This is a genomic window from Diaphorobacter sp. LR2014-1, assembly GCF_002916785.1.
GTDB lineage: Bacteria > Pseudomonadota > Gammaproteobacteria > Burkholderiales > Burkholderiaceae_C > Diaphorobacter > Diaphorobacter nitroreducens.
The window spans coordinates 37948-55246 of record NZ_MTBE01000025.1; the positions used below are offsets into that span (position 1 = coordinate 37948).

The 17299-nt window shown below is 65.6% G+C and carries 22 protein-coding genes; 7 read left to right on the forward strand and 15 right to left on the reverse strand.

The genetic code is table 11. From position 1 onward, the window contains the following. Positions 1-4: 4 nt before the first annotated feature. From BV908_RS15720 to BV908_RS15790, 15 genes are all read right to left on the reverse strand, one after another. Positions 5-352, reverse strand: a complete 348-nt coding sequence (locus BV908_RS15720; protein ID WP_003050094.1) for a hypothetical protein — start codon at positions 350-352, stop codon at positions 5-7. Then, a complete protein-coding gene (locus BV908_RS15725; RefSeq protein ID WP_003050095.1) occupies positions 349-1743 on the reverse strand; it encodes an integrating conjugative element protein in 1395 nt (464 codons plus the stop codon). Before BV908_RS15725 ends, BV908_RS15720 begins: the two co-directional genes overlap by 4 nt. Positions 1744-1753: 10 nt before the next feature. Then, positions 1754-2701 (reverse strand): TIGR03756 family integrating conjugative element protein, encoded by a 948-nt coding sequence (locus tag BV908_RS15730; RefSeq protein ID WP_003050097.1) that lies wholly within the window; start codon positions 2699-2701, stop codon positions 1754-1756. After that, positions 2698-3144 carry a TIGR03757 family integrating conjugative element protein gene (locus BV908_RS15735; RefSeq protein ID WP_003050101.1) on the reverse strand — a complete coding sequence of 149 codons (447 nt, stop codon included), beginning with the start codon at positions 3142-3144 and terminating at the stop codon, positions 2698-2700. The genes BV908_RS15730 and BV908_RS15735 overlap by 4 nt, the downstream gene beginning before the upstream one ends. Before the next feature lie 163 nt (positions 3145-3307). Next, positions 3308-3802 (reverse strand): JAB domain-containing protein, encoded by a 495-nt coding sequence (locus tag BV908_RS15740; RefSeq protein WP_003050103.1) that lies wholly within the window; start codon positions 3800-3802, stop codon positions 3308-3310. Positions 3803-3978: 176 nt separating this feature from the next. Beyond that, positions 3979-4743, reverse strand: a complete 765-nt coding sequence (locus BV908_RS15745; RefSeq protein ID WP_003050104.1) for a thioredoxin domain-containing protein — start codon at positions 4741-4743, stop codon at positions 3979-3981. Positions 4744-4767: 24 nt separating this feature from the next. Then, the gene (locus tag BV908_RS15750; RefSeq protein WP_003050106.1) at positions 4768-7650 is read right to left on the reverse strand and encodes a conjugative transfer ATPase; all 2883 of its coding nucleotides are present in this window, start codon (positions 7648-7650) and stop codon (positions 4768-4770) included. Next, a complete protein-coding gene (locus tag BV908_RS15755; protein ID WP_003050109.1) occupies positions 7650-8099 on the reverse strand; it encodes a TIGR03751 family conjugal transfer lipoprotein in 450 nt (149 codons plus the stop codon). The genes BV908_RS15750 and BV908_RS15755 overlap by 1 nt, the downstream gene beginning before the upstream one ends. Continuing rightward, complete coding sequence (locus BV908_RS15760; protein ID WP_044396503.1) at positions 8080-9498, reverse strand: TIGR03752 family integrating conjugative element protein; 1419 nt, start codon at positions 9496-9498, stop codon at positions 8080-8082. Before BV908_RS15760 ends, BV908_RS15755 begins: the two co-directional genes overlap by 20 nt. Then, complete coding sequence (locus BV908_RS15765) at positions 9488-10399, reverse strand: TIGR03749 family integrating conjugative element protein (protein WP_003050114.1); 912 nt, start codon at positions 10397-10399, stop codon at positions 9488-9490. The genes BV908_RS15760 and BV908_RS15765 overlap by 11 nt, the downstream gene beginning before the upstream one ends. Then, a complete protein-coding gene (locus tag BV908_RS15770; protein ID WP_003050116.1) occupies positions 10396-11088 on the reverse strand; it encodes a PFL_4703 family integrating conjugative element protein in 693 nt (230 codons plus the stop codon). The genes BV908_RS15765 and BV908_RS15770 overlap by 4 nt, the downstream gene beginning before the upstream one ends. Continuing rightward, positions 11085-11483, reverse strand: a complete 399-nt coding sequence (locus tag BV908_RS15775) for a TIGR03750 family conjugal transfer protein (protein WP_003050133.1) — start codon at positions 11481-11483, stop codon at positions 11085-11087. Before BV908_RS15775 ends, BV908_RS15770 begins: the two co-directional genes overlap by 4 nt. A gap of 11 nt (positions 11484-11494) precedes the next feature. Continuing rightward, positions 11495-11854, reverse strand: a complete 360-nt coding sequence (locus BV908_RS15780) for a TIGR03745 family integrating conjugative element membrane protein (protein WP_020307818.1) — start codon at positions 11852-11854, stop codon at positions 11495-11497. 16 nt (positions 11855-11870) lie between these two features. Continuing rightward, entirely contained in the window at positions 11871-12104 is a 234-nt protein-coding gene (locus tag BV908_RS15785; RefSeq protein ID WP_003050225.1) for a TIGR03758 family integrating conjugative element protein, read from the reverse strand. Further along, a complete protein-coding gene (locus tag BV908_RS15790; protein WP_003050229.1) occupies positions 12101-12484 on the reverse strand; it encodes an RAQPRD family integrative conjugative element protein in 384 nt (127 codons plus the stop codon). The genes BV908_RS15785 and BV908_RS15790 overlap by 4 nt, the downstream gene beginning before the upstream one ends. A 203-nt stretch (positions 12485-12687) precedes the next feature. On the opposite strand from BV908_RS15790, the gene BV908_RS15795 reads away from it, so the two are divergent. Genes BV908_RS15795 through nucC form a run of 7 tightly spaced genes read left to right on the forward strand, consistent with a single transcriptional unit; the run spans position 12688 to position 17290 of the window. Beyond that, the gene (locus BV908_RS15795) at positions 12688-13158 is read left to right on the forward strand and encodes a helix-turn-helix domain-containing protein (protein WP_003050245.1); all 471 of its coding nucleotides are present in this window, start codon (positions 12688-12690) and stop codon (positions 13156-13158) included. After that, a complete protein-coding gene (locus tag BV908_RS15800) occupies positions 13155-13730 on the forward strand; it encodes a PIN domain-containing protein (RefSeq protein WP_003050248.1) in 576 nt (191 codons plus the stop codon). The genes BV908_RS15795 and BV908_RS15800 overlap by 4 nt, the downstream gene beginning before the upstream one ends. A gap of 17 nt (positions 13731-13747) precedes the next feature. Beyond that, complete coding sequence (locus BV908_RS15805) at positions 13748-14662, forward strand: AAA family ATPase (protein WP_003050256.1); 915 nt, start codon at positions 13748-13750, stop codon at positions 14660-14662. After that, positions 14659-15129: a type III CBASS phage resistance system CD-NTase-associated protein Cap8 gene (cap8, locus tag BV908_RS15810; RefSeq protein ID WP_003050260.1), complete on the forward strand. Its 471-nt coding sequence runs from the start codon at positions 14659-14661 to the stop codon at positions 15127-15129. The genes BV908_RS15805 and cap8 overlap by 4 nt, the downstream gene beginning before the upstream one ends. After that, complete coding sequence (gene cap7 / locus BV908_RS15815) at positions 15126-15626, forward strand: type III CBASS phage resistance system CD-NTase-associated protein Cap7 (RefSeq protein WP_003050262.1); 501 nt, start codon at positions 15126-15128, stop codon at positions 15624-15626. The genes cap8 and cap7 overlap by 4 nt, the downstream gene beginning before the upstream one ends. Further along, positions 15626-16528 carry a CBASS oligonucleotide cyclase gene (locus BV908_RS15820; protein ID WP_003050264.1) on the forward strand — a complete coding sequence of 301 codons (903 nt, stop codon included), beginning with the start codon at positions 15626-15628 and terminating at the stop codon, positions 16526-16528. Before cap7 ends, BV908_RS15820 begins: the two co-directional genes overlap by 1 nt. A gap of 36 nt (positions 16529-16564) precedes the next feature. Next, a complete protein-coding gene (gene nucC, locus BV908_RS15825; protein ID WP_003050273.1) occupies positions 16565-17290 on the forward strand; it encodes a CBASS effector endonuclease NucC in 726 nt (241 codons plus the stop codon). Positions 17291-17299 lie beyond the last annotated feature (9 nt).

Sequence of the window (17299 nt, forward strand, 5' to 3'; positions counted from 1 at the left end):
CTCTTCAGCTCTGCATCAGCAGGCTGGCTTCCAGCGCCACGATGGCGACGACGCCGGCGATCTCGCTGCGCACCAGGCGTCGCCGCGCTTGCGCGTCTTCCTCGCGGGCCAGCAGCCGGCGGCGCATCCAGACCCAGCCATAGACCGTCGCGCCGTACAGGCACAGCCGCCACACCAGGAAGTAGCCCGCGCTGGCAGCCAGCCACCGCTCCCAGCCGGCAACGCTGCCGACGAGGTAGATGCCGACGAGATTGGCGCCCACGGCCGCGGCGATGATGACCACCGCCAGGAGCAGCGCCTTTGCCGCGCGCCGGCTGAAAAGCCAGCGCGGGCGCAGCCAGGCCGCGTTCATGGCGTGCCTCCCGGGTTGCCCCGCTGCAACCGATCGAGGCGGTCGGGCACCGGGTCGCCTTCGTAGATGCCGCGCGAGCCGGCCGCGCGCGTCCCGTGGCGCTGGATGATGGCCATGGGCGAGTTGTTCGCCAGTTCGCGCCGCAGTTCAAGTTCGGTCTTGAGGTTGCGGATCTCCTGATCGAGCGTGTCGCTCTCGTGGTTCACGGCCTCGACCGCCAACTGGTTGGCCGCCACGTTGGGTTCCTTCTTGCCGGTCAGCAGGGTCCGCTGGAGCAGCAATGCCTTCTCCAGCACGGACGACAACGCGACCTCGGACGCGAGACGTCGCGCCAGCAGGTCTTGGTCTGGCTCGTCGCGCAGCGCCTCGATGACGCCGCGTGTAATGGGCAGCGAGGTGCTGCCGGCTGCATGCAGGTTCTCGAACGTCGTGTTGCGCGTCCCAGAGACCAGTTCCTGCAAGGCCTCCAGCTTGGTCTCGTACTCCTCCTGGATCAGCGGCGTCAGCCCGACGCCAGGCACGGTCTCGGTCTTGGTGCAGGAATCACACGTGCGCTGTACCTGTTCCCCGAGAACCCGCGTCGCCCATTCGGTCGCCTGCTGCGGCGACGTCCAGGTCTGGCAGGACAGGCTCGCGCAACTGGCGGGCGCGATGGAGGACGTGTCAGTCACGCTGCGCCCGTTGACCAGGTTGTAGCCCGCCCGCGTCACGTCACCGACCACCCGGATGGCCGACTGGCCCGCGCCGCCGGCATTGCTGCCGCCCACCCAGGGCACGCCGTCGTTGCCGCGGCGCGTCTCGGCCTGCTCGATCGCCGATACGGCATCCGTGCTCGACACCGCATCGCGCAGCGCCATGCCTTCCGCCATCTGGCTCCATCCGAGCTGGCCGCCCGCCGTCTCGGCCATCTTCTCGGCCATCGCGCGACACGTCAGCTTGGAGCGGTCGAAATCCAGCCTCGCCTGCAGCACACCATTGGTCAGCAGGTTGTACAGCCCCGGATCGGCACGCTGGATGATCAGCGCCGGCAGCGATGCCACGGCACTGGTCGCGCTCTGGATCACGTTGCTCATGATCTGCTGGAACCCATTCGTGATCCCATTGAGCTGATTGCGCAGCGTGGTCTGGATGCTCATGTCGCCGCAGATGAGGTTGCTGTTCCAACCCAGGCCGACCCCGATCGAACGCATGCCAGCGGCGCGGCCCATGGACACCGCACTGCCACCGCCGATCGAGTACATGACCTCATCGCCGATGACGGGGCCGCTGGTCTGGAAGCCGGCCTGCGCCCACGCGAGGCCACAGACCAGGGCGAGCGCGCCGGCTAGCGCCGTGGGGCGCAGCGGGCGGCGAACCTTGGCGGATGGGTTCATCAGTTCAGGACGCTTCATCGCCGTACCCTCAATAGAAATCGACGCTGCCGAGGAACACCTGGCCCCGGCGTTCGCAGCACGCATAGGGCCGCCACAACGCCCAGGCGTAGTCGCCTTGTTGGGCCTGTGTCAGGAAGCCGTTGCGCGGGAAGACCGTGCAGGACGAGGACAGGACGGGCGTGAGTTCCTGCCACTTGCCGGTCGAGGCATCGCCCTCCATCAGCGCGCCGGCCGGCCAGTAGCCATCGCGGGAGTTGGCGAGCAGCGGCTGATAGACGTGGATCTGCCCGCGGCGCGTGACCACATCGCCGGCCCGTTGGGCCACCACGGCACCGGCCTTGTGGTCGTCCGTCTGGTGCAGGAAGCCGCCGCGCGGATAGACGTTGCCCCAGAGGTTCAGGGTCGAGCGCGCGCCGACCTCGCGCATGCCCGGGATCAATGCCTCCGGGTACACCATCTCCGGTACGTTGTAGCGCCAGGCCGGCGTGTCCAGCGTACTGAGCAGGTACGGCATGAAGGCCGTGCCTGCGCCCTCGCAGAAATAGCCCGAGGACGAGACGAACTGGTTGAACACCTCGACGCCGGGGTGGCCGATGACGTCCGCGTTCTTGAACTTCGCGAGATTGTTTTCGTGATCTTCATTGGTGGTGCCGTCCCCGCCGGCCTGGGCCGAAGGGTTGGGCGTGCTCATGGCGCGCACTTCGACCCAGGGGTTCTCGCCGGTGTTCGAGTAGGACGAAACCACCGCATCGGGGATGTAGTGCCTGACCTTGACGGACGTGCGCACCGTGCAGCCGGTCCAGGTGCAGTAGAGCCAGTAGCAGATACCCACCACCCGGTACTCCAGGCAATCGGGCGAAGCCACTGAACCCACGATGGTCGCCGTGTTCAGGGCGTAGCTGCCCGTGGCGCTGAGCAGCAGCACGGAGGTGACGGCAGCCCGCATGCGGCGCAGAAGGTCGAATGAGCGGATCACGGTTCGGCCCTCCGGTGCTGTTCGATGCGCGCGATGGCGCGGGCCACGTCAGGCTCGCCATAGACCACGTAGCGCTGATCCACCACGACAGCCGGAATGGTGGTGATGCCCAGGCTCCATGCGTCGGCAACGCCCTGGTATTCGGTGGCGATGCGACGCTGGAGGTCAGCGCCCCCCTGGCTCAGCCGGCGCTTCACGATGGCTGTTGCCTGTCCGGGATCGGCGGGCAGCGCCGCAGAAAGCTCCGCTTCGATCCGGGGCGCTTCATCCAGCTCGATCAGCTGCTCGCCACCCATGGTCCTGACCGGGTGACGGCTGTCGGTGATGATCACCACATCGGCGGCGAAGCTGGCCGGGCTGAACACGGCCAGGGAAGCCGGCAGCGCAACGGCCAGGCCAAGGGTTCGCCAGCCCGATGCGAACCTGGATGAAGATGCTGGCATGTCGAGCGCCCCCAAGAGTTGTCAAGGGCCATAGTCAAACGCCGAACGCCATGCGGCCCCAACAAACAATGCGCATCGCGGACTGCCCGCATACCTGCTTGTCTTGCGCCAATGAAAAGCGGAGGCCGAAGCCTCCGCGTGGATCAAGGAGCCGGTGCCATTGCTACAGCAGGCCGGATTCCGCAAAGGAGAACGGGGCACCCTGGCCGACGATGATGTGGTCCAGTACCCGCACATCGATGAGCGCCAGCGCGGCTTGCAGTTGCTGGGTCAGCATGCGATCCGCGCTGGACGGCTCGGAGACGCCCGAAGGATGCTGGTGGGCGAAGACCACCGCGGCGGCATTCAACTCCAGCACACGCTGCACGACGACACGCGGATAGACCGAAGTCGCGTTGATCGTGCCCCTGAACAGCGGCTCGTAGGCCAGCACCTGGTGCAGGCTGTCCAGGAACACAGCGGCGAATATCTCATTGGGCTCAGCGACCAGTTTCAGACGCAGGTAGTCCCGTACAGCGGCCGGTTGGCTGAGGCACGGTCCAGCTTTGAAGACCCGTCTCTCCAGCAGCACGATGGCTTGCTGGATGATCCAGTCCTCGTGTTGGGCAGCGATGGCGGAAAGCGACTCCAGGCAGGAGTCATTGACGGCGAAAGACATGGCGAACCTCCAGACGGTGAGATCGGAGGGCACTCGCCCTGGGAGGGCAAGCCCTCCTGGGGAACGAACAAGGTGCATCCATCACCGCGGCAGCGGTGATCGTTCGCGGCCAGGATGCGAGGCGAACGGGGTTGTGGTCAGCGCAGCGGACTGCGCCGTAGCCTTGAAGACCGGGGCTACCTGGGCATGTCGCCGACGACGTCGGCAGGCATTTCCGATGTGGGTGTGGCGGCGGGATCGCCGGCCGCGAGCATGTCCATGGCCGACAGCAAGGCATCGCCCTCGATCGGGCCCTGCAGCAGGATCGCCTTGCCGGTTTCGCGATCGTGCAGCCGCAGCGACGGCGTGGCGGTCACGCCGCTGTTCGTGGCTTCCGCAGTTTGGGTACGAATCGCCGCGTCGGGCCGCTCGCTCGCAATGCACTGTTCGATGGCTGGCGTCAGGGCGGGGTGGCGCAGGTCTTCGGGCAAGCCCTGGCCGTCGCTGTGTGTGTGGACATAGACCCACTCGACAGCCTGCCAGAAGGCGGGATGGCCGCCGGCTTCGCCCGCGCATTCCACCAAGCGCGCTTCGGCGGACGCGGCCGGCTCATGCGCGGCCAACGGCAGGTGGTGCCATTGCAAGGCCACGTCCGCATTGCCGGCCACCCAACGCTTGAGGACAGGGAAATAGGACCGGCAGAACGGGCATTCGAGGTCCGCGTAGAGCGTCAGCGTGAAACGACCTGCCGGGTTGCCCATCTGCCAAGGAGGCCCGGCCACCTGCGTCTCGCTGACAGGCGCCGAGGTTTGGGGCGTGGACTCGCCTGGCGAACGGGACACGAGCCAGATCAGCAGCAGCGCAACCAGCACTGCGCCTAACGCCCATGGCCAGCGGGCCCGCCAGCGCCGACGGCGGAACGCCTGGACCTGCATCGGAATGGATGAGCGTTTCTGTTCCATGGCGTTCTCCGGTGCACGGCAGATTCAGGGCAGGGCCAGGGCCGGCGACTCGATGCCGCGTGCCCGGTCGATCTTCTCGGCCACCTTGAAGGCGGCATCCAACTCGCTGACGCCGTGCTGCTGCATGAGCTGGTAGCGCTCGGCCTTCTCTTCGGGTTCGGTCTGCGCGAGCGCGAGATACAGGCTCGGCGGCACGGCGCGGAAGAGCACCTCCATGCTTTTGGAGAGGATGACGCCCTCGGTGAACTTGCCCGCTTCCTTGCGTGCCGAAAGCATCAGCGCCTTCTGCGCCGGCGAGAGTTCGCGGAATCGTGCGATCTTCTCCACCTCGTCCGGCGGCATCGACAGGCAGATCCACCACTCGATCATGTTGAGCATGGGCTCTGCGGCGCGCGGCAGATCGTCGATGTTTTGCGTCGCCAGCCAGAACCAGGCGCCCAACTTGCGCCACATTTTTGTAATTTTCACGACATACGGCGCGAGCAGCGGGTTCTTCGTGATGATGTGGCCTTCGTCGGTCACGTTGATGATCGGGCGGCCGAGATACTGGTCACGCTCCGCGATGTTGTTCACCGTGCTGATGAGGCTGATGTACGCGATCGAGAGCTGCGCGTTGTAGCCCTCACGGGCATAGGTCGCGAGATCCACCAGCGTGATGTCGGCCTCGGGCCACGGCGTGCCGTCGCGGTCGAACATCTCGCCGTCCGTGCCTTGGCAGAACATGTCCATCGCGTCCGCCATCTCCAGCAGCCGCACGCGCCGCATCTCGGGCAACGTCGGGTCCTGGCCGCGGGTGCGCAGCGCATTGCGCACGTCGCGCGTGAGCACCGTGCGCTTCTCGGCCACGCAGTGCTCGGCGGCGTCGAGGATGCACTGGCGGATCAGCGAGCGGTCGGCGCGCGTCATCCTGGCTTCCTCCTTGTCCTCGCCGCCAGTGATCATCAGCCGCGCCGTGATCTCCAGTTCGCCCAGCACGTCGCGCTGTTCGTCCGCCTCCATGGCTGAGGCATCGGGTGGCAGGTCTTCGTCCAGCGCATCGGCATCGAGCGTTTGCACATCGCTGGGCGTTTCGATCAGCCGGCGCGCGTCGGCGAACGGCGCTAGGCTGATGCCCGATCCGGGGGCCAGCTTGACCCGATTCACGGTCAGGCCCAGGCGCCTGGCGAAGTCGCTGAACAAGCCGAAGCTATTGCCGGCTTCCACGATGAAGAGGCGCGGCCGATAAATGGCCGTGACCTGGTTCAGCAGATTGTTGAGCGTGGCCGATTTGCCGGAACCCGTCGGGCCGAACAGGAACAGGTGGGCGTTCATCTGCCGGTCCAGGCGATTGAGCGGATCGAAGGTGATCGGCCCGCCGCCGCGGTTGAACATCGTGATGCCTGGATGCCCCGTACCCTGGGCACGGCCCCACACCGGCGACAGGTTTGCCGCGTGCTGGGCGAACATCAGTTGCGTGTACCACCGGCGCCGATCCTTGCCGGGGTTGTAGCAGCACGGCAGCCAGCGCAGGTAGCTGTTGAGCGGCGCCACCTCATCATCCTCTCGCACCGGCTGCAAACCAGCGTTGAGCATCACGTTCGCCAGGTCCAGGCCGCGCCGATCCAGTTCCGCCTCGTCGCGCCCGCGCAGGTAGAACGCCAGCGTGCCCCGGTAGAGCTTGTGCGCGCTGCCGATCAGCGAGCGGGCTTCATGCACGTCCTTGAGCGTCTGCTCCGACGCCAGCGTCTCGCCCACGGCCTTCTTCGCCAGGTGGTTCAGATCCGATTCCAGGACATCCTGGGGCGTGGCAACCATCGTGAGACAAAGCAAGGTGTCTTCCGGCATCTGGTCGAACAGCGTGTTGATCGCATCGCCCTTGCGGGTCTCGCCGGTTAGATGTCCCGTGCCGGGCGGCATGCGCAGCCGGTCGGTGATCAGCACACGGTGCGGCATGCCGTCGAAGTACCAGGTGCCGTGCTCCACGTCGGAGCGTGGCTGGCCGAAGAACAGCCGCTGGCTGAAATCCCGCCCGCTCGCCAGTTCGATCTCGCCGGCCTCAGTCTCGTCCGGGTAGCGCGCCAGTGCGTAGAAGCGCTCCCGGTCCTCTGTACTGGGCCCGAGCATCGCGGGGCGCGGATTGAGCCACCGCAGCAGCCAGTCGTGGACGTCGGCTGCGACCATGCGCCGTGCCTGGATGCCGGCGTTCGCCAGCCCGCCACACAGGCGGTCGCAGACGATGTTCAGCATCTGCTCGGGCGTCTGGCCGCGGCGGCTTGCCTGCCCGGTGGCACGTCGATAGACCACCATGCGCACGCGCCGCGTCTGCCCGCGCCAGCGCAGCCGCGTGACCACCGTGTCCTCGAACAGGCCGCCGGGCTTGGCCACCGCACGCAGATGGTGGCCGAAGAAGCGCAGGTAGAACTCGGTGAACGCTGTCCCGCGGGCACGTGGCTGCACGTAGTCACGCAGGGTCTGCATGTACTGGTCGAAACTCGGCTCGTCCTGGGCATAGAGCTGGAGCACCCAGGGGTTCTCGTCCAGCTCATCGAAGCTGTCCTGCAGCGCGTTCTCCAAGGCGTCGCGGGCGTGGGCAAGCCAGCCCGGTTCCCGGCCCTCGGTCCCCAGCGGCACCAGCTCGAAGAAGGCCGCCACCGATTGGCCGTCCTCCAGCAACATGGACCTTGACTCGGGCAAGAACTCGACCCAGGGCAGCAGTTCCACGAAGGACGGTGCGACCTCGTACAGCGCCTGCTCGTCGGCCTCCGTCGCCGGTTTGCGGCCCCGGACTGCCGAGCCGGGTTCGGGGATGCCGGCTTGGCGCAAGGCCTCAATGTGGCGCTGCCAGCCGTCCGGCTGCTCGTCATCACCAGCGCCGGATGCGGCCAGCTTCAGCGCGGCCGGCTTAGGCCAGGGAAGTTTCCAGCGCATCAGTAGTCCTCCACGCGCTCACCCGGCATCGCGTACTGAATGCGCTGGTACAGCGGGAAGACGGTCGTGTAGCCGGGCACCGGCACGGGATCGGTGCCGGCCAGGTGCGGGTACACGTACATCACGAGATCGGGATTGGGCAGGCGCTGGAACTGGCGATGGACCTCGTTGCGCGCGGTGCGCGTGTAGCGCATCTGCTCGGCAGGTGCGGCCTGCATATCGGCGTCGGTCAGCGGCCGACGCAGGCTCTGGCGCGCATCGAGCAGTTGGCCGCCGGCGTTCCGTCCGGCTGCGCCACCGCCGTCCCCGGCCTCCTGCTGCCAGATGTCCATCATCGTGCGGTCACCGTGGGTCAGCAGCTTTTCCTTGCTGGTGGCGCAGCCGGCGAGCGCCGCGACGGCGAGGACCAGCGCCAGGCCACGGGCCAAGCTATTCAAGTTCGAGAGCATGGCTTTCTCCTGTGCGGTGATCGACCTTGCGGCCTTCGGGATCGAAGTCGATGGCGAGCGGCTTTTCGAGGTGGACGGCGACCTTCGCGCCGGGCTGGACATAGACGGCGGCGAACGCTTGGCCGTAGAGCTTGTTGACCCAGGCCGACATGTCCCGCACGCCGCCCGCCAGAATCTGGCCGACCGCCTCCTGGCCGCTGATGCCCACGGTGCCGATGGAGCCGTCCGAGCCGACATACGACATGCGGCCGCTGTCGCTCTCGATGAGCGAGGCCACGCCGGCACCGGCCGCCGTGATCAGGGCCTGCGAGCCCAAGTACTGCTGGGCGTTGCTGCGCCGCTCGCCGCTGACGCAGGGGATGCCGTGCGGGTCGCTGATCCATCCCAAGCCGTCGCGTTGCTGGTTATTCTGCTGGTTGCCCTCGCGGTCTTCGGGGATCGTGCGGATCGTGCCGTCGTTGAACACGAACGTGATGCTGCGCACCTGGCCGCGCACGCACGAAAGCGTCCAGTCGCCCGAGGCGGTGCCGCTGAACACGGCGCCGGCCACATCGGGAATGTCGATGCCATTCGCCGTCAGGTTGTCCGGCCCGACCAGGACTTTGAACGGATAGGGATCGTTCACCGTGCCGTCGATCGGCACACGGCCGATCAGCGCCGTCATCGCGACCGAGCCCATGAGCGTGGAGTTGGTCGGCACGGTATAGACGGGCTTCGCGGTCTTGACGCCCGCGACTTGCGCGCCCGCGTTCGCCACGGTTTCCGCGGTGGTTTCGAGCGTGCTCTGCGCCGGGCCGAAGCTCGTGGGGAAGCTCATTCCGCCGCTCGCGCCACGACCGCCGTTGCGCCCCTCGGCGGGCTTTGCGTCGTCCGGCTCGACCCACCGCACGCCGCCCTCCATGCCGGCCTCGTCGCCGCCCTGCAGCCCCAGGCCCACGGGCAGGTCCGCATGGCCGCCGCCGCGCCCGCCGATGCTGTCCAGGCGCCGCTGCAGGTCTGCGAGCAGCCCTTCGGTCTGCTGGCGCGCGCTGGCCGCCTGCTCCTGGTCGCGGCGCAGGTTGGACCGCTCGGATTCGAGCGCCGAGTTGATGCGCTGGTCGATGGAGTTCTCGCGCTGGCGCAGCCGCTGGTTCTCTTCACGCTGCGACTTGTTGTCCGAGAGCGCGGTCTGAAGCTCGGTGCGCAACTGCTTCACTTGGGCAACGAGCGTCGCCACGGTGTCGCGCGGGGTGTCGCCTTCGATGCCCAGCGCCTTCATTTCCTCGGGCGTGAGCTGGGCGCCGTTGTCCGCCGCGGGTGGCGCCGTGCTGCCGCCACCCGAGAACAGCCGGATACCGACGAACAGCACCAGGATGGCGACAGGGATCATCAGCCACTTGAGCAGGCCGTTACTGCGCATGGCGGGCCTCCTCGACGTTCTCGTCGCCGTCCGGCTGCGGCAGATGCACGGCAGGGTCGAAGCGGTGAATCGCCGGCAGCAGCGACTGCGCGAGGCCGCGGCCGCGCGTGACCAGGTAGAGGACGGTCGTGTCCTCGGGCGTGCCGCGCGGACCCAGCGCCTCGTGCTGGAAGGTGGCGGTGAGGAAATCGCCTTGCAGCACGCGCGGGTCGAGCGCGACCCAGTCGGCGCCGGTGTTGGTGAGGCGCACGGCAGTCACCCATTGGTCTTCCAGGCGCCACGACGCGAGCGCGACCGCGCGCACCGGCAGCGTTGGCATCAGTGTGTCCAGGTCGAGGTCGCGGGGCAGGTTGGCCCGCATGACGCCCGGAAGCGGCTCGACGGTGCGCAGCGGTGCGTAGAGGTTCTGCGCGGCGAAGCGCGTCAGCACGACAGGGACCGGAGTTTCGCGCCGCGCGGTCCGCGCACCTGCCTGGCCCTGGGCGCGTGCCGGGGCCTCGGCACTGTCGGCTTGCTCGCCATAGCGTCCCGGTGCGCTGTCACCCTCGACGATGCGCACCGGCTCCAGCTCGGCTTCCCCGTCCTTGGGCAGTTCAGCTGCGATGTCCAGCAGGATCAGCGCGCCCGTGTCGGCGTCCTGCAGTTGCAACCGCGTGGGCTCGATCGGCTCGCTGGCGCGCAGGTACACCGCGCCGCCCGCACTCTGCACGCGCAGGCGTTCGCCCACGCCCGCGGGCACGCCCACGCGCACGTTCCGGTTGATGAACACGATGCGTTCCTGACCGACCTTCAGCGGCACTGCCAGTGGCATGCGTTCCCAACGCAGGATCTCCACCGCCTGGGCGACGGGTGCCGCGGCCACGGCCAGTAGCCCCAGCAGCGCGAGTACAGGATGCTTCATGGGGTGTTTCCTCCTTGAGGCGCTTGCGGAGAAAGGCCACTCGGCGCCGGGCGCGCCGGCTCCGGTGCACTGATGCGCTGGGGCGCGCCCTCATAGCAGTCCAGCGCCAGGCCGAACGGGTTGCGGGCGGGATCGACGTCCACCCGCGTGACCTTGATCGGATAGCGCACCAGGGCGCGTTTAACCTGCTCGGCGCCGTAGTACTCGTCCGCCGTGATGTCCAGCGTCACCACCCAGTCGCGATCGGATACGGTGCGCACGCGCGCCGTGGGGTCGTCGCCATAGCCGCGGCCGGGAATCTCGTAGATGCCGCGCACGCGCTGACGCAGCTCGCCCGTGGAGCGGCGGTAGTCATAGTCCGCCCGCAGGAAGGCCTGGCAGGACGGGGTGAGGTACGGCGAGAGCGTGTGGAGGTTGCGCGAGTAGTCTTCTTCGCCATTGGTCGGCCAGCGGTTCAGCGTCTGGAACACGTAGAACGTGAACGCATAGACCGATTCGGGCGGCACTTCCCACCACTTGCGGGTACTGCCAGAGCGCAGGTCGGGCGGGACGTGGATGGTCAGGTCGCGCGGCGCGCTCCACCAGCCGCCGCCCATGACCAGGGCGACGACGACCAGCGCGCCCGCGCCCAGCCGCAAGGTCTTGATGTGCGCCTGCAGGTGGGTAACCTCGTTTTTGAAGCGGCTCATCGCATGCTCCTGCGGGTGGACCAGAAGCCCGAGCGCGAGATCAGCACATGGCCACCGACCCAGCCAGCCATCAGCGGATGGCGCGTGGCGATGCGCCATTGCAGTTGCCGATACAGCCAGGTGTCGGGGCGCCCACGCTTGAGGCGGCGCAGGATGCCGCCGCCGATGAACACGCCCAAGGCCACGCCCAGGACGACGAACGTCGGCGCCAGCGCGATCGTGCGGAACACCCAGGACAGCGGCGCGCCGACCAGCAGGCCGGCGGCGCCGGACAGGCCGCAGCAGATCCACAGCTCGTCGGCGGTGAGGCCGCGCACGACAACGGGATGGCGGTTGAGCCGGTGCGGAAGGAAGGTGACCGTTCCGTCCGCACGGACGTGCTGCTGCTCGGACATACCGGCCTCGCTTACAGGATGCCGGTGGCTTCGGTGAGCAGCCAGATGCCGATCACGAGCAGCACGGCGCCGATGGCGACCGTGAGGCCGAACTGGCCCCAGGTCTTGCGGCCGGTGTGGATTTCCGCGTAGGTGCCGTAGGCGTGGTAGCACACGCCGATGAACATCGACGCCACCACCAACAGGGCCACGAGCATGATGATGTCGTAGCCGTAGTTGCGGATCGTCTCCATGATGCCGTTGCCGGTGCCGCGCGTCGGGTTCTCCAACTGCGGCAAGCCTTGCGCGAACGACAGCGCGGGCAGCGCGGCGGCGCCCAGGGCCACGGCGGCGCGCTGGGCAAAACGGGAAGTGAAGATGCGGTTGTGCATGGTCGGGCCTTTCAGGTCAGGACAGGAGGAAGAAACTCAGGACGAGGTACATCGCGACGAAGCGGATGCAGACGCCGAGGAACTGGCGCTGGTTGAGGCGGCTCTCGGACCACCCCACGTAGGCCGTTCGGATGGCCCAGACGCCCCACACGAGCAGGACCGCGAACACGACGCCGACCAGGACGGTCGCCATCGCGGAAGGCGCGATGCCGCTGTTGGCTTGAAATGCTGAGACCTGGGCGCCGTTCATGGCTTGCCCTCCGCAGTCGTCGCCGGCAGCGGCTCGGTCGCCCGCTCGGTGCGGTAGTCGCCGGCCAGTTCGGAGGGGTCGCGCGGCTGGGCGCGCGATGGCGTCAGATGGAACTGGATGCCGGCGCGAACACGCGCCAGGTCAGCCAGCAGCCGCGGGTAGTCGAAGTGGTAGCGCTCGCCCGGCTGGATGGGGGCATGCGCGGCGCTGTCCGCGACGGTGCGCTCCAGCGCGTCGAGCTGGCGCAGTGCGGCGACCAGCTCCTGGCGCTGCGCAGGGGACTCGGCCAAGGCCATCGGGGACTGACCCAGCAGGAGGGCCGTCACGAGAAGAGTGGGTACGCCGCGATGCGCGGCGCGCAGCCAGATCGAAGCCACCATCGCGCCATTCCTGTGTGATCAGCAATGGGGTGATCGTGGAGATCAGGGCTGTTTTAGGCCGCAAACAATAGGAACTGGCGGACGACCGGATTGGGCATGCCGCGAGCGAACCTACAAAAGCCCGGGTCGCGTTTCGATTATTGCGTTTTTCGAGTGTTTCGAATATGATCGGCTCTGCAACCGTTTTCGCTTAGGAGCTACCCATGACCACCGCCACTGCCCAATCCAAGATGACCCTTCCCGCCGCGGGAGAGGTTAAGGCAGCCGTCCAGGGTCAACGTGCCTTGGCGGCTTACCTCGCAACCCAGTTCGAGACGCAGCACATCCAGATCTTTGATGACCACAAACAGGCTCATCAGGTGGAACTGCCTACCTCGGCGTTGCGCCTGCTGGTCGACATCCTGGCCGAGTTGGCCGATGGCAATGCAGTAAAGGTGGTGCCCGTCCATGCAGAGCTGACGACCCAAGAGGCGGCGGACTTGCTCAACGTGTCCCGTCCCCATTTCGTCAAGCTGCTAGAAGATGGGGTGTTGGCATTTCATCGCACCGGCAAGCACCGCAGGGTGAGGTTCGCCGATCTGATGCAGTACAAGGAAGCGCGCGAGCGCGCCAGTGAGCAGGCGATGGCCGAACTCGCTCAGCAGTCGCAAGAGTTGGGAATGGGATACGAATGAGGCATTCCCCATTCACCGCCGTCTACGACGCGTGCGTTCTATATCCCGCGCCACTGCGGGATTTCCTGATGTGGCTCGGCCTGTCTGGCCGCTTCCGGGCGCGGTGGAGCCAAGCCATTCATGAGGAGTGGAAACGCAACCTGTTGATCAACCGCCCCGATCTCACCCGGGTTCAGGTCGACAGGACGTCGGATCTCATGGACAGGGCCATTCCGGACGGCTTGGTGGAGGGCTACGAAGCGCTCGTGGCAGGCCTGACATTGCCCGATCCGGACGATCGGCACGTCCTGGCTGCGGCGATTCGCTGCGGTGCGAGCGTGATTGTGACGTTCAACGAACGGGATTTCCCGAACGATCTGCTGGCTCCGTACGGCATCGAATCGCAGCACCCCGATGAGTTTGTGGACAACCTGCTGGATCTGGATGCGGCCGCCGTAGTGTCGGCTGCGCAGCGCCAGCGTGCCCAACTCAAGCATCCGCCGATCGATGTGGACCGCTATCTCGAAATCCTGCTGCGCCAAGGCCTTGTGCAAACGACCAAGGTGCTGGCGACCTATCGCACCATTCTCTGACCCGCCGAGAGCCACGGATGACCAAGAATCCTTCATCAGACGCCACTTTGCCGAAAGGCATCCATCGAAGCTGGAAGCTGCCGGACAAGTCGCTGGGTGACTTGTGGGATTCGATCGTGATGGACGAAGCCATCAAAAAACAGTTGCTGTCACAAGCGATCGTCAACTTCACGGTGCGCCCCAAGGTGGAGCGCACGGTACTCCCCCTGCACGGCGTGATCTTGTTGGTCGGCCCACCGGGGACTGGGAAGACCTCCTTGGCACGGGGCTTGGCGCATCGTGTGGCCGAATCTTTTTCTTCTGCGAAGTTTCGATTGCTGGAAGTGGAGCCTCACACGCTGACGAGCTCTGCAATGGGAAAGACTCAACGCGCCGTGGCAGACCTGTTCTCGCAATCGATCGCAGAATCCGCAGCGGCGGGCCCGACGATCGTCCTTCTGGACGAGGTCGAAACGCTTGCGGCTGATCGAGCCAAGCTCAGCCTGGAAGCCAACCCGGTTGATGTGCACCGGGCCACCGATGCGGTGTTGGTGCAGTTGGACATGTTGGCCGAACGCAACCCGCATCTGCTGTTCGTGGCCACCAGCAACTTCCCACAGGCCGTCGACAGTGCCTTCCTGTCTCGTTGCGACATGGTGATGGAGGTGCCACTGCCCGGCAAGGATGCCTGCAAGCAGATCCTGGTGGACTGCCTGAATGGCCTGGCAAAGACATTTCCGGGGATTGGCAAGCTTTCCTCGGCTCACCAGTTCGACGCGTGTGCTGGCGAGTGCGTCGGATTGGATGGTCGGGCCATTCGCAAGGTCGTAGCCAACGCCCTCGCGGCCGACCCGCAAGTGGCTATCGATCCGAACAAGCTTTCCGTAGAGCACCTGCGCAGTGCGATACGACAGGCAAAGCAAATGCGCCTTCAAGGAGGGAAGCAAAAATGACCACCGTTGTCAGCCGGACGTTTCGCAGTTCGCCGCACCGCGATGCGTTGCAGACGTGGGATGCCATTGTCGAACTGCTCACTCAGGGCAAGGACGGCACGGCTCGCTCTGAACTCAGGGCCGTGGCGGGCGTGGCCGCCAGCTTGATCGCCGACCAGGCACCCAAGAGCGCGCCCATCGTTGCGACATGCGATGGACCACGGACCAGGATCTACTGCCTCTTCGACGAAGACGCGATCGATGGTGATGATGCCAACGAAGAAGTCTTGGGGTTCGAGCCGTTGAAGGGAGACTGGGGAGTCTCGCTGCCGTGTCCGAAGGAGCAGCTCGGCTGGGTGCAAACCGCGCTCAAAAAGCACTGTTCTCGCATCATTGCACGGGACTTGAGCCAAGGAATTGCCACGCAGGCGCAGGACGATGCTGGGCAAGCGCTGTCGCTCGACCTCGGAGGTTTCCTCAAGTCATGAGCACCGTCGCCACCTACTCGTACACGCACTCGGTTACCTATGTGACCGACAACATCCTCAAGAGCTTGAAAGACATCATCCTGCTCAGTGGGCTGGACCCTGAGCACTTTGCGGATCGCTGGGAGAGCAATACCCGAGCCATCAAGACGTGGCTCGGGACCGGTGATCTGCGCAAGGTGATTCTGGAGATCTACAACCCGGCAACCGACAAGCTTGTGACCCGATGGGATATCGACATCGTGTATGGGTGGTCCGATGGCGACGGCAGCTTCTGGACAGATACCGAGCAGTTGAAATACGCGATCAAGAAGGCTGGGCTGTTGCCATCGCAGGCTAAGTACAAAGTCATGCTTGATACAAAGCCCGGGCGGCCTGACGTGGATGGGTGGAGCAAAGGAAGCTATCGCTCGACGGATGGGATGGTCAAGCAGAGCCTGGGCTCGACTGTGGAACACAGCGGCCTGGCGGGTCAGGCTGGATATTGGAGGCAACGCTGATGCTGTCGATCGATGAAGCTTTTCGCAAGTTCAAGTCGCGCCTGGAACTCAACGAGCGCGAGCAGAAGAATGCCTCGCAGCGCCAGAACGAAGTGCGAGACTACCTGCAGACGAAATTCGGTATTGCGCGCAGCTTCCTGACCGGCTCCTATGCTCGATACACGAAGACGAAGCCGCTCAAGGATATCGACATCTTCTTCGTGCTGAAGGACTCGGAGAAGCATTACCACGGCAAGGCCGCATCGGTAGTGCTGGATGATTTCCACTCTGCATTGGTGGAGAAATACGGTTCGGCAGCCGTGCGCAAACAGGCGCGCTCGATCAACGTGGATTTCGGTGTTCACATCGACGCGGAGGACAACACGGACTACCGGGTGGTCAGCGTGGATGCGGTGCCCGCATTCGACACCGGCGACCAGTATGAGATCCCCGATTCGGCGTCCGGAAAGTGGATCAAGACGGACCCGGAGATCCATAAGGACAAGGCGACCGCAGCGCACCAAGCCTATGGCAATGAGTGGAAAGGTCTCGTGCGCATGGTGAAGTACTGGAACAACAATCCCAAGCACGGCGATCAGAAGCCGGTGAAGCCCTCATTCCTTATCGAGGTGATGGCACTGGAATGTCTCTACGGCGGCTGGGGTGGATCGTTCGATCGCGAGATCCAGTCATTCTTTGCCACGCTCGCTGATCGTGTCCATGACGAGTGGCCTGACCCGGCCGGCCTCGGGCCGGCGATCAGCAACGACATGGACGCTGCGCGCAAGCAGCGCGCGCAGCAACTGCTGTCGCAAGCGAGCCAGGACGCAAGTGTCGCCATCGACCACGCGCGTCGCGGTCGCAATCTCGAAGCGCTTCGAGCCTGGCGTGCGCTGTTTGGCCCCAAGTTCCCGCTTTCCTGACCCCGTCGGCTGCCATACGTCCAATCGAGGTACAACATGTCCCAGTGGTCGCTTTCCCAACTCTTGTCGTCCTTGCACGAGGACATCCAGCAGCGCCTGTCCGTAGTACGCAAGACCTTCGGTCACCCGGGCACGAAGGGGGATGCGAGCGAGAACGTCTGGATCGACATGCTGGATACCTATCTGCCCAAACGGTACCAGGCGGCCAAGGCGCATGTGGTGGACAGCCTGGGGAACTTCAGCCAGCAGATCGATGTGGTGGTGTTTGATCGGCAATATTCGCCTTTTATCTTCACCTACGAGAACGAGACGATCATCCCAGCCGAAAGCGTGTACGCCGTGTTCGAGGCCAAGCAGACGGCTGACGCGGGGCTTGTGGCCTATGCCCAGGAGAAGGTCGCCAGTGTGCGCAGGCTGCACCGCACGAGCCTGCCGATCCCGCACGCTGGCGGGACCTACCCAGCGAAGCCGTTGATTCCGATTCTGGGTGGCTTGCTCACCTTCGAGAGCGAATGGAGTCCAGCATTGGGCCCATCCATGGACAAGGCGCTGAACGCAAACCTCACCGAGGGGCGTCTGGACATCGGATGCGTTGCCGCCCACGGGCACTTTTTCTATGACCAAGCCAGCGGCGCGTACAGCTACACCAACGAAAACAAGCCGGCGACCGCGTTTCTTTTCAAGCTGATCGCGCAGCTTCAGTTCAGTGGAACGGTCCCCATGATCGATGTGGAGGCTTACGGTCAGTGGTTGACCAAGTGAGGGGTCGCT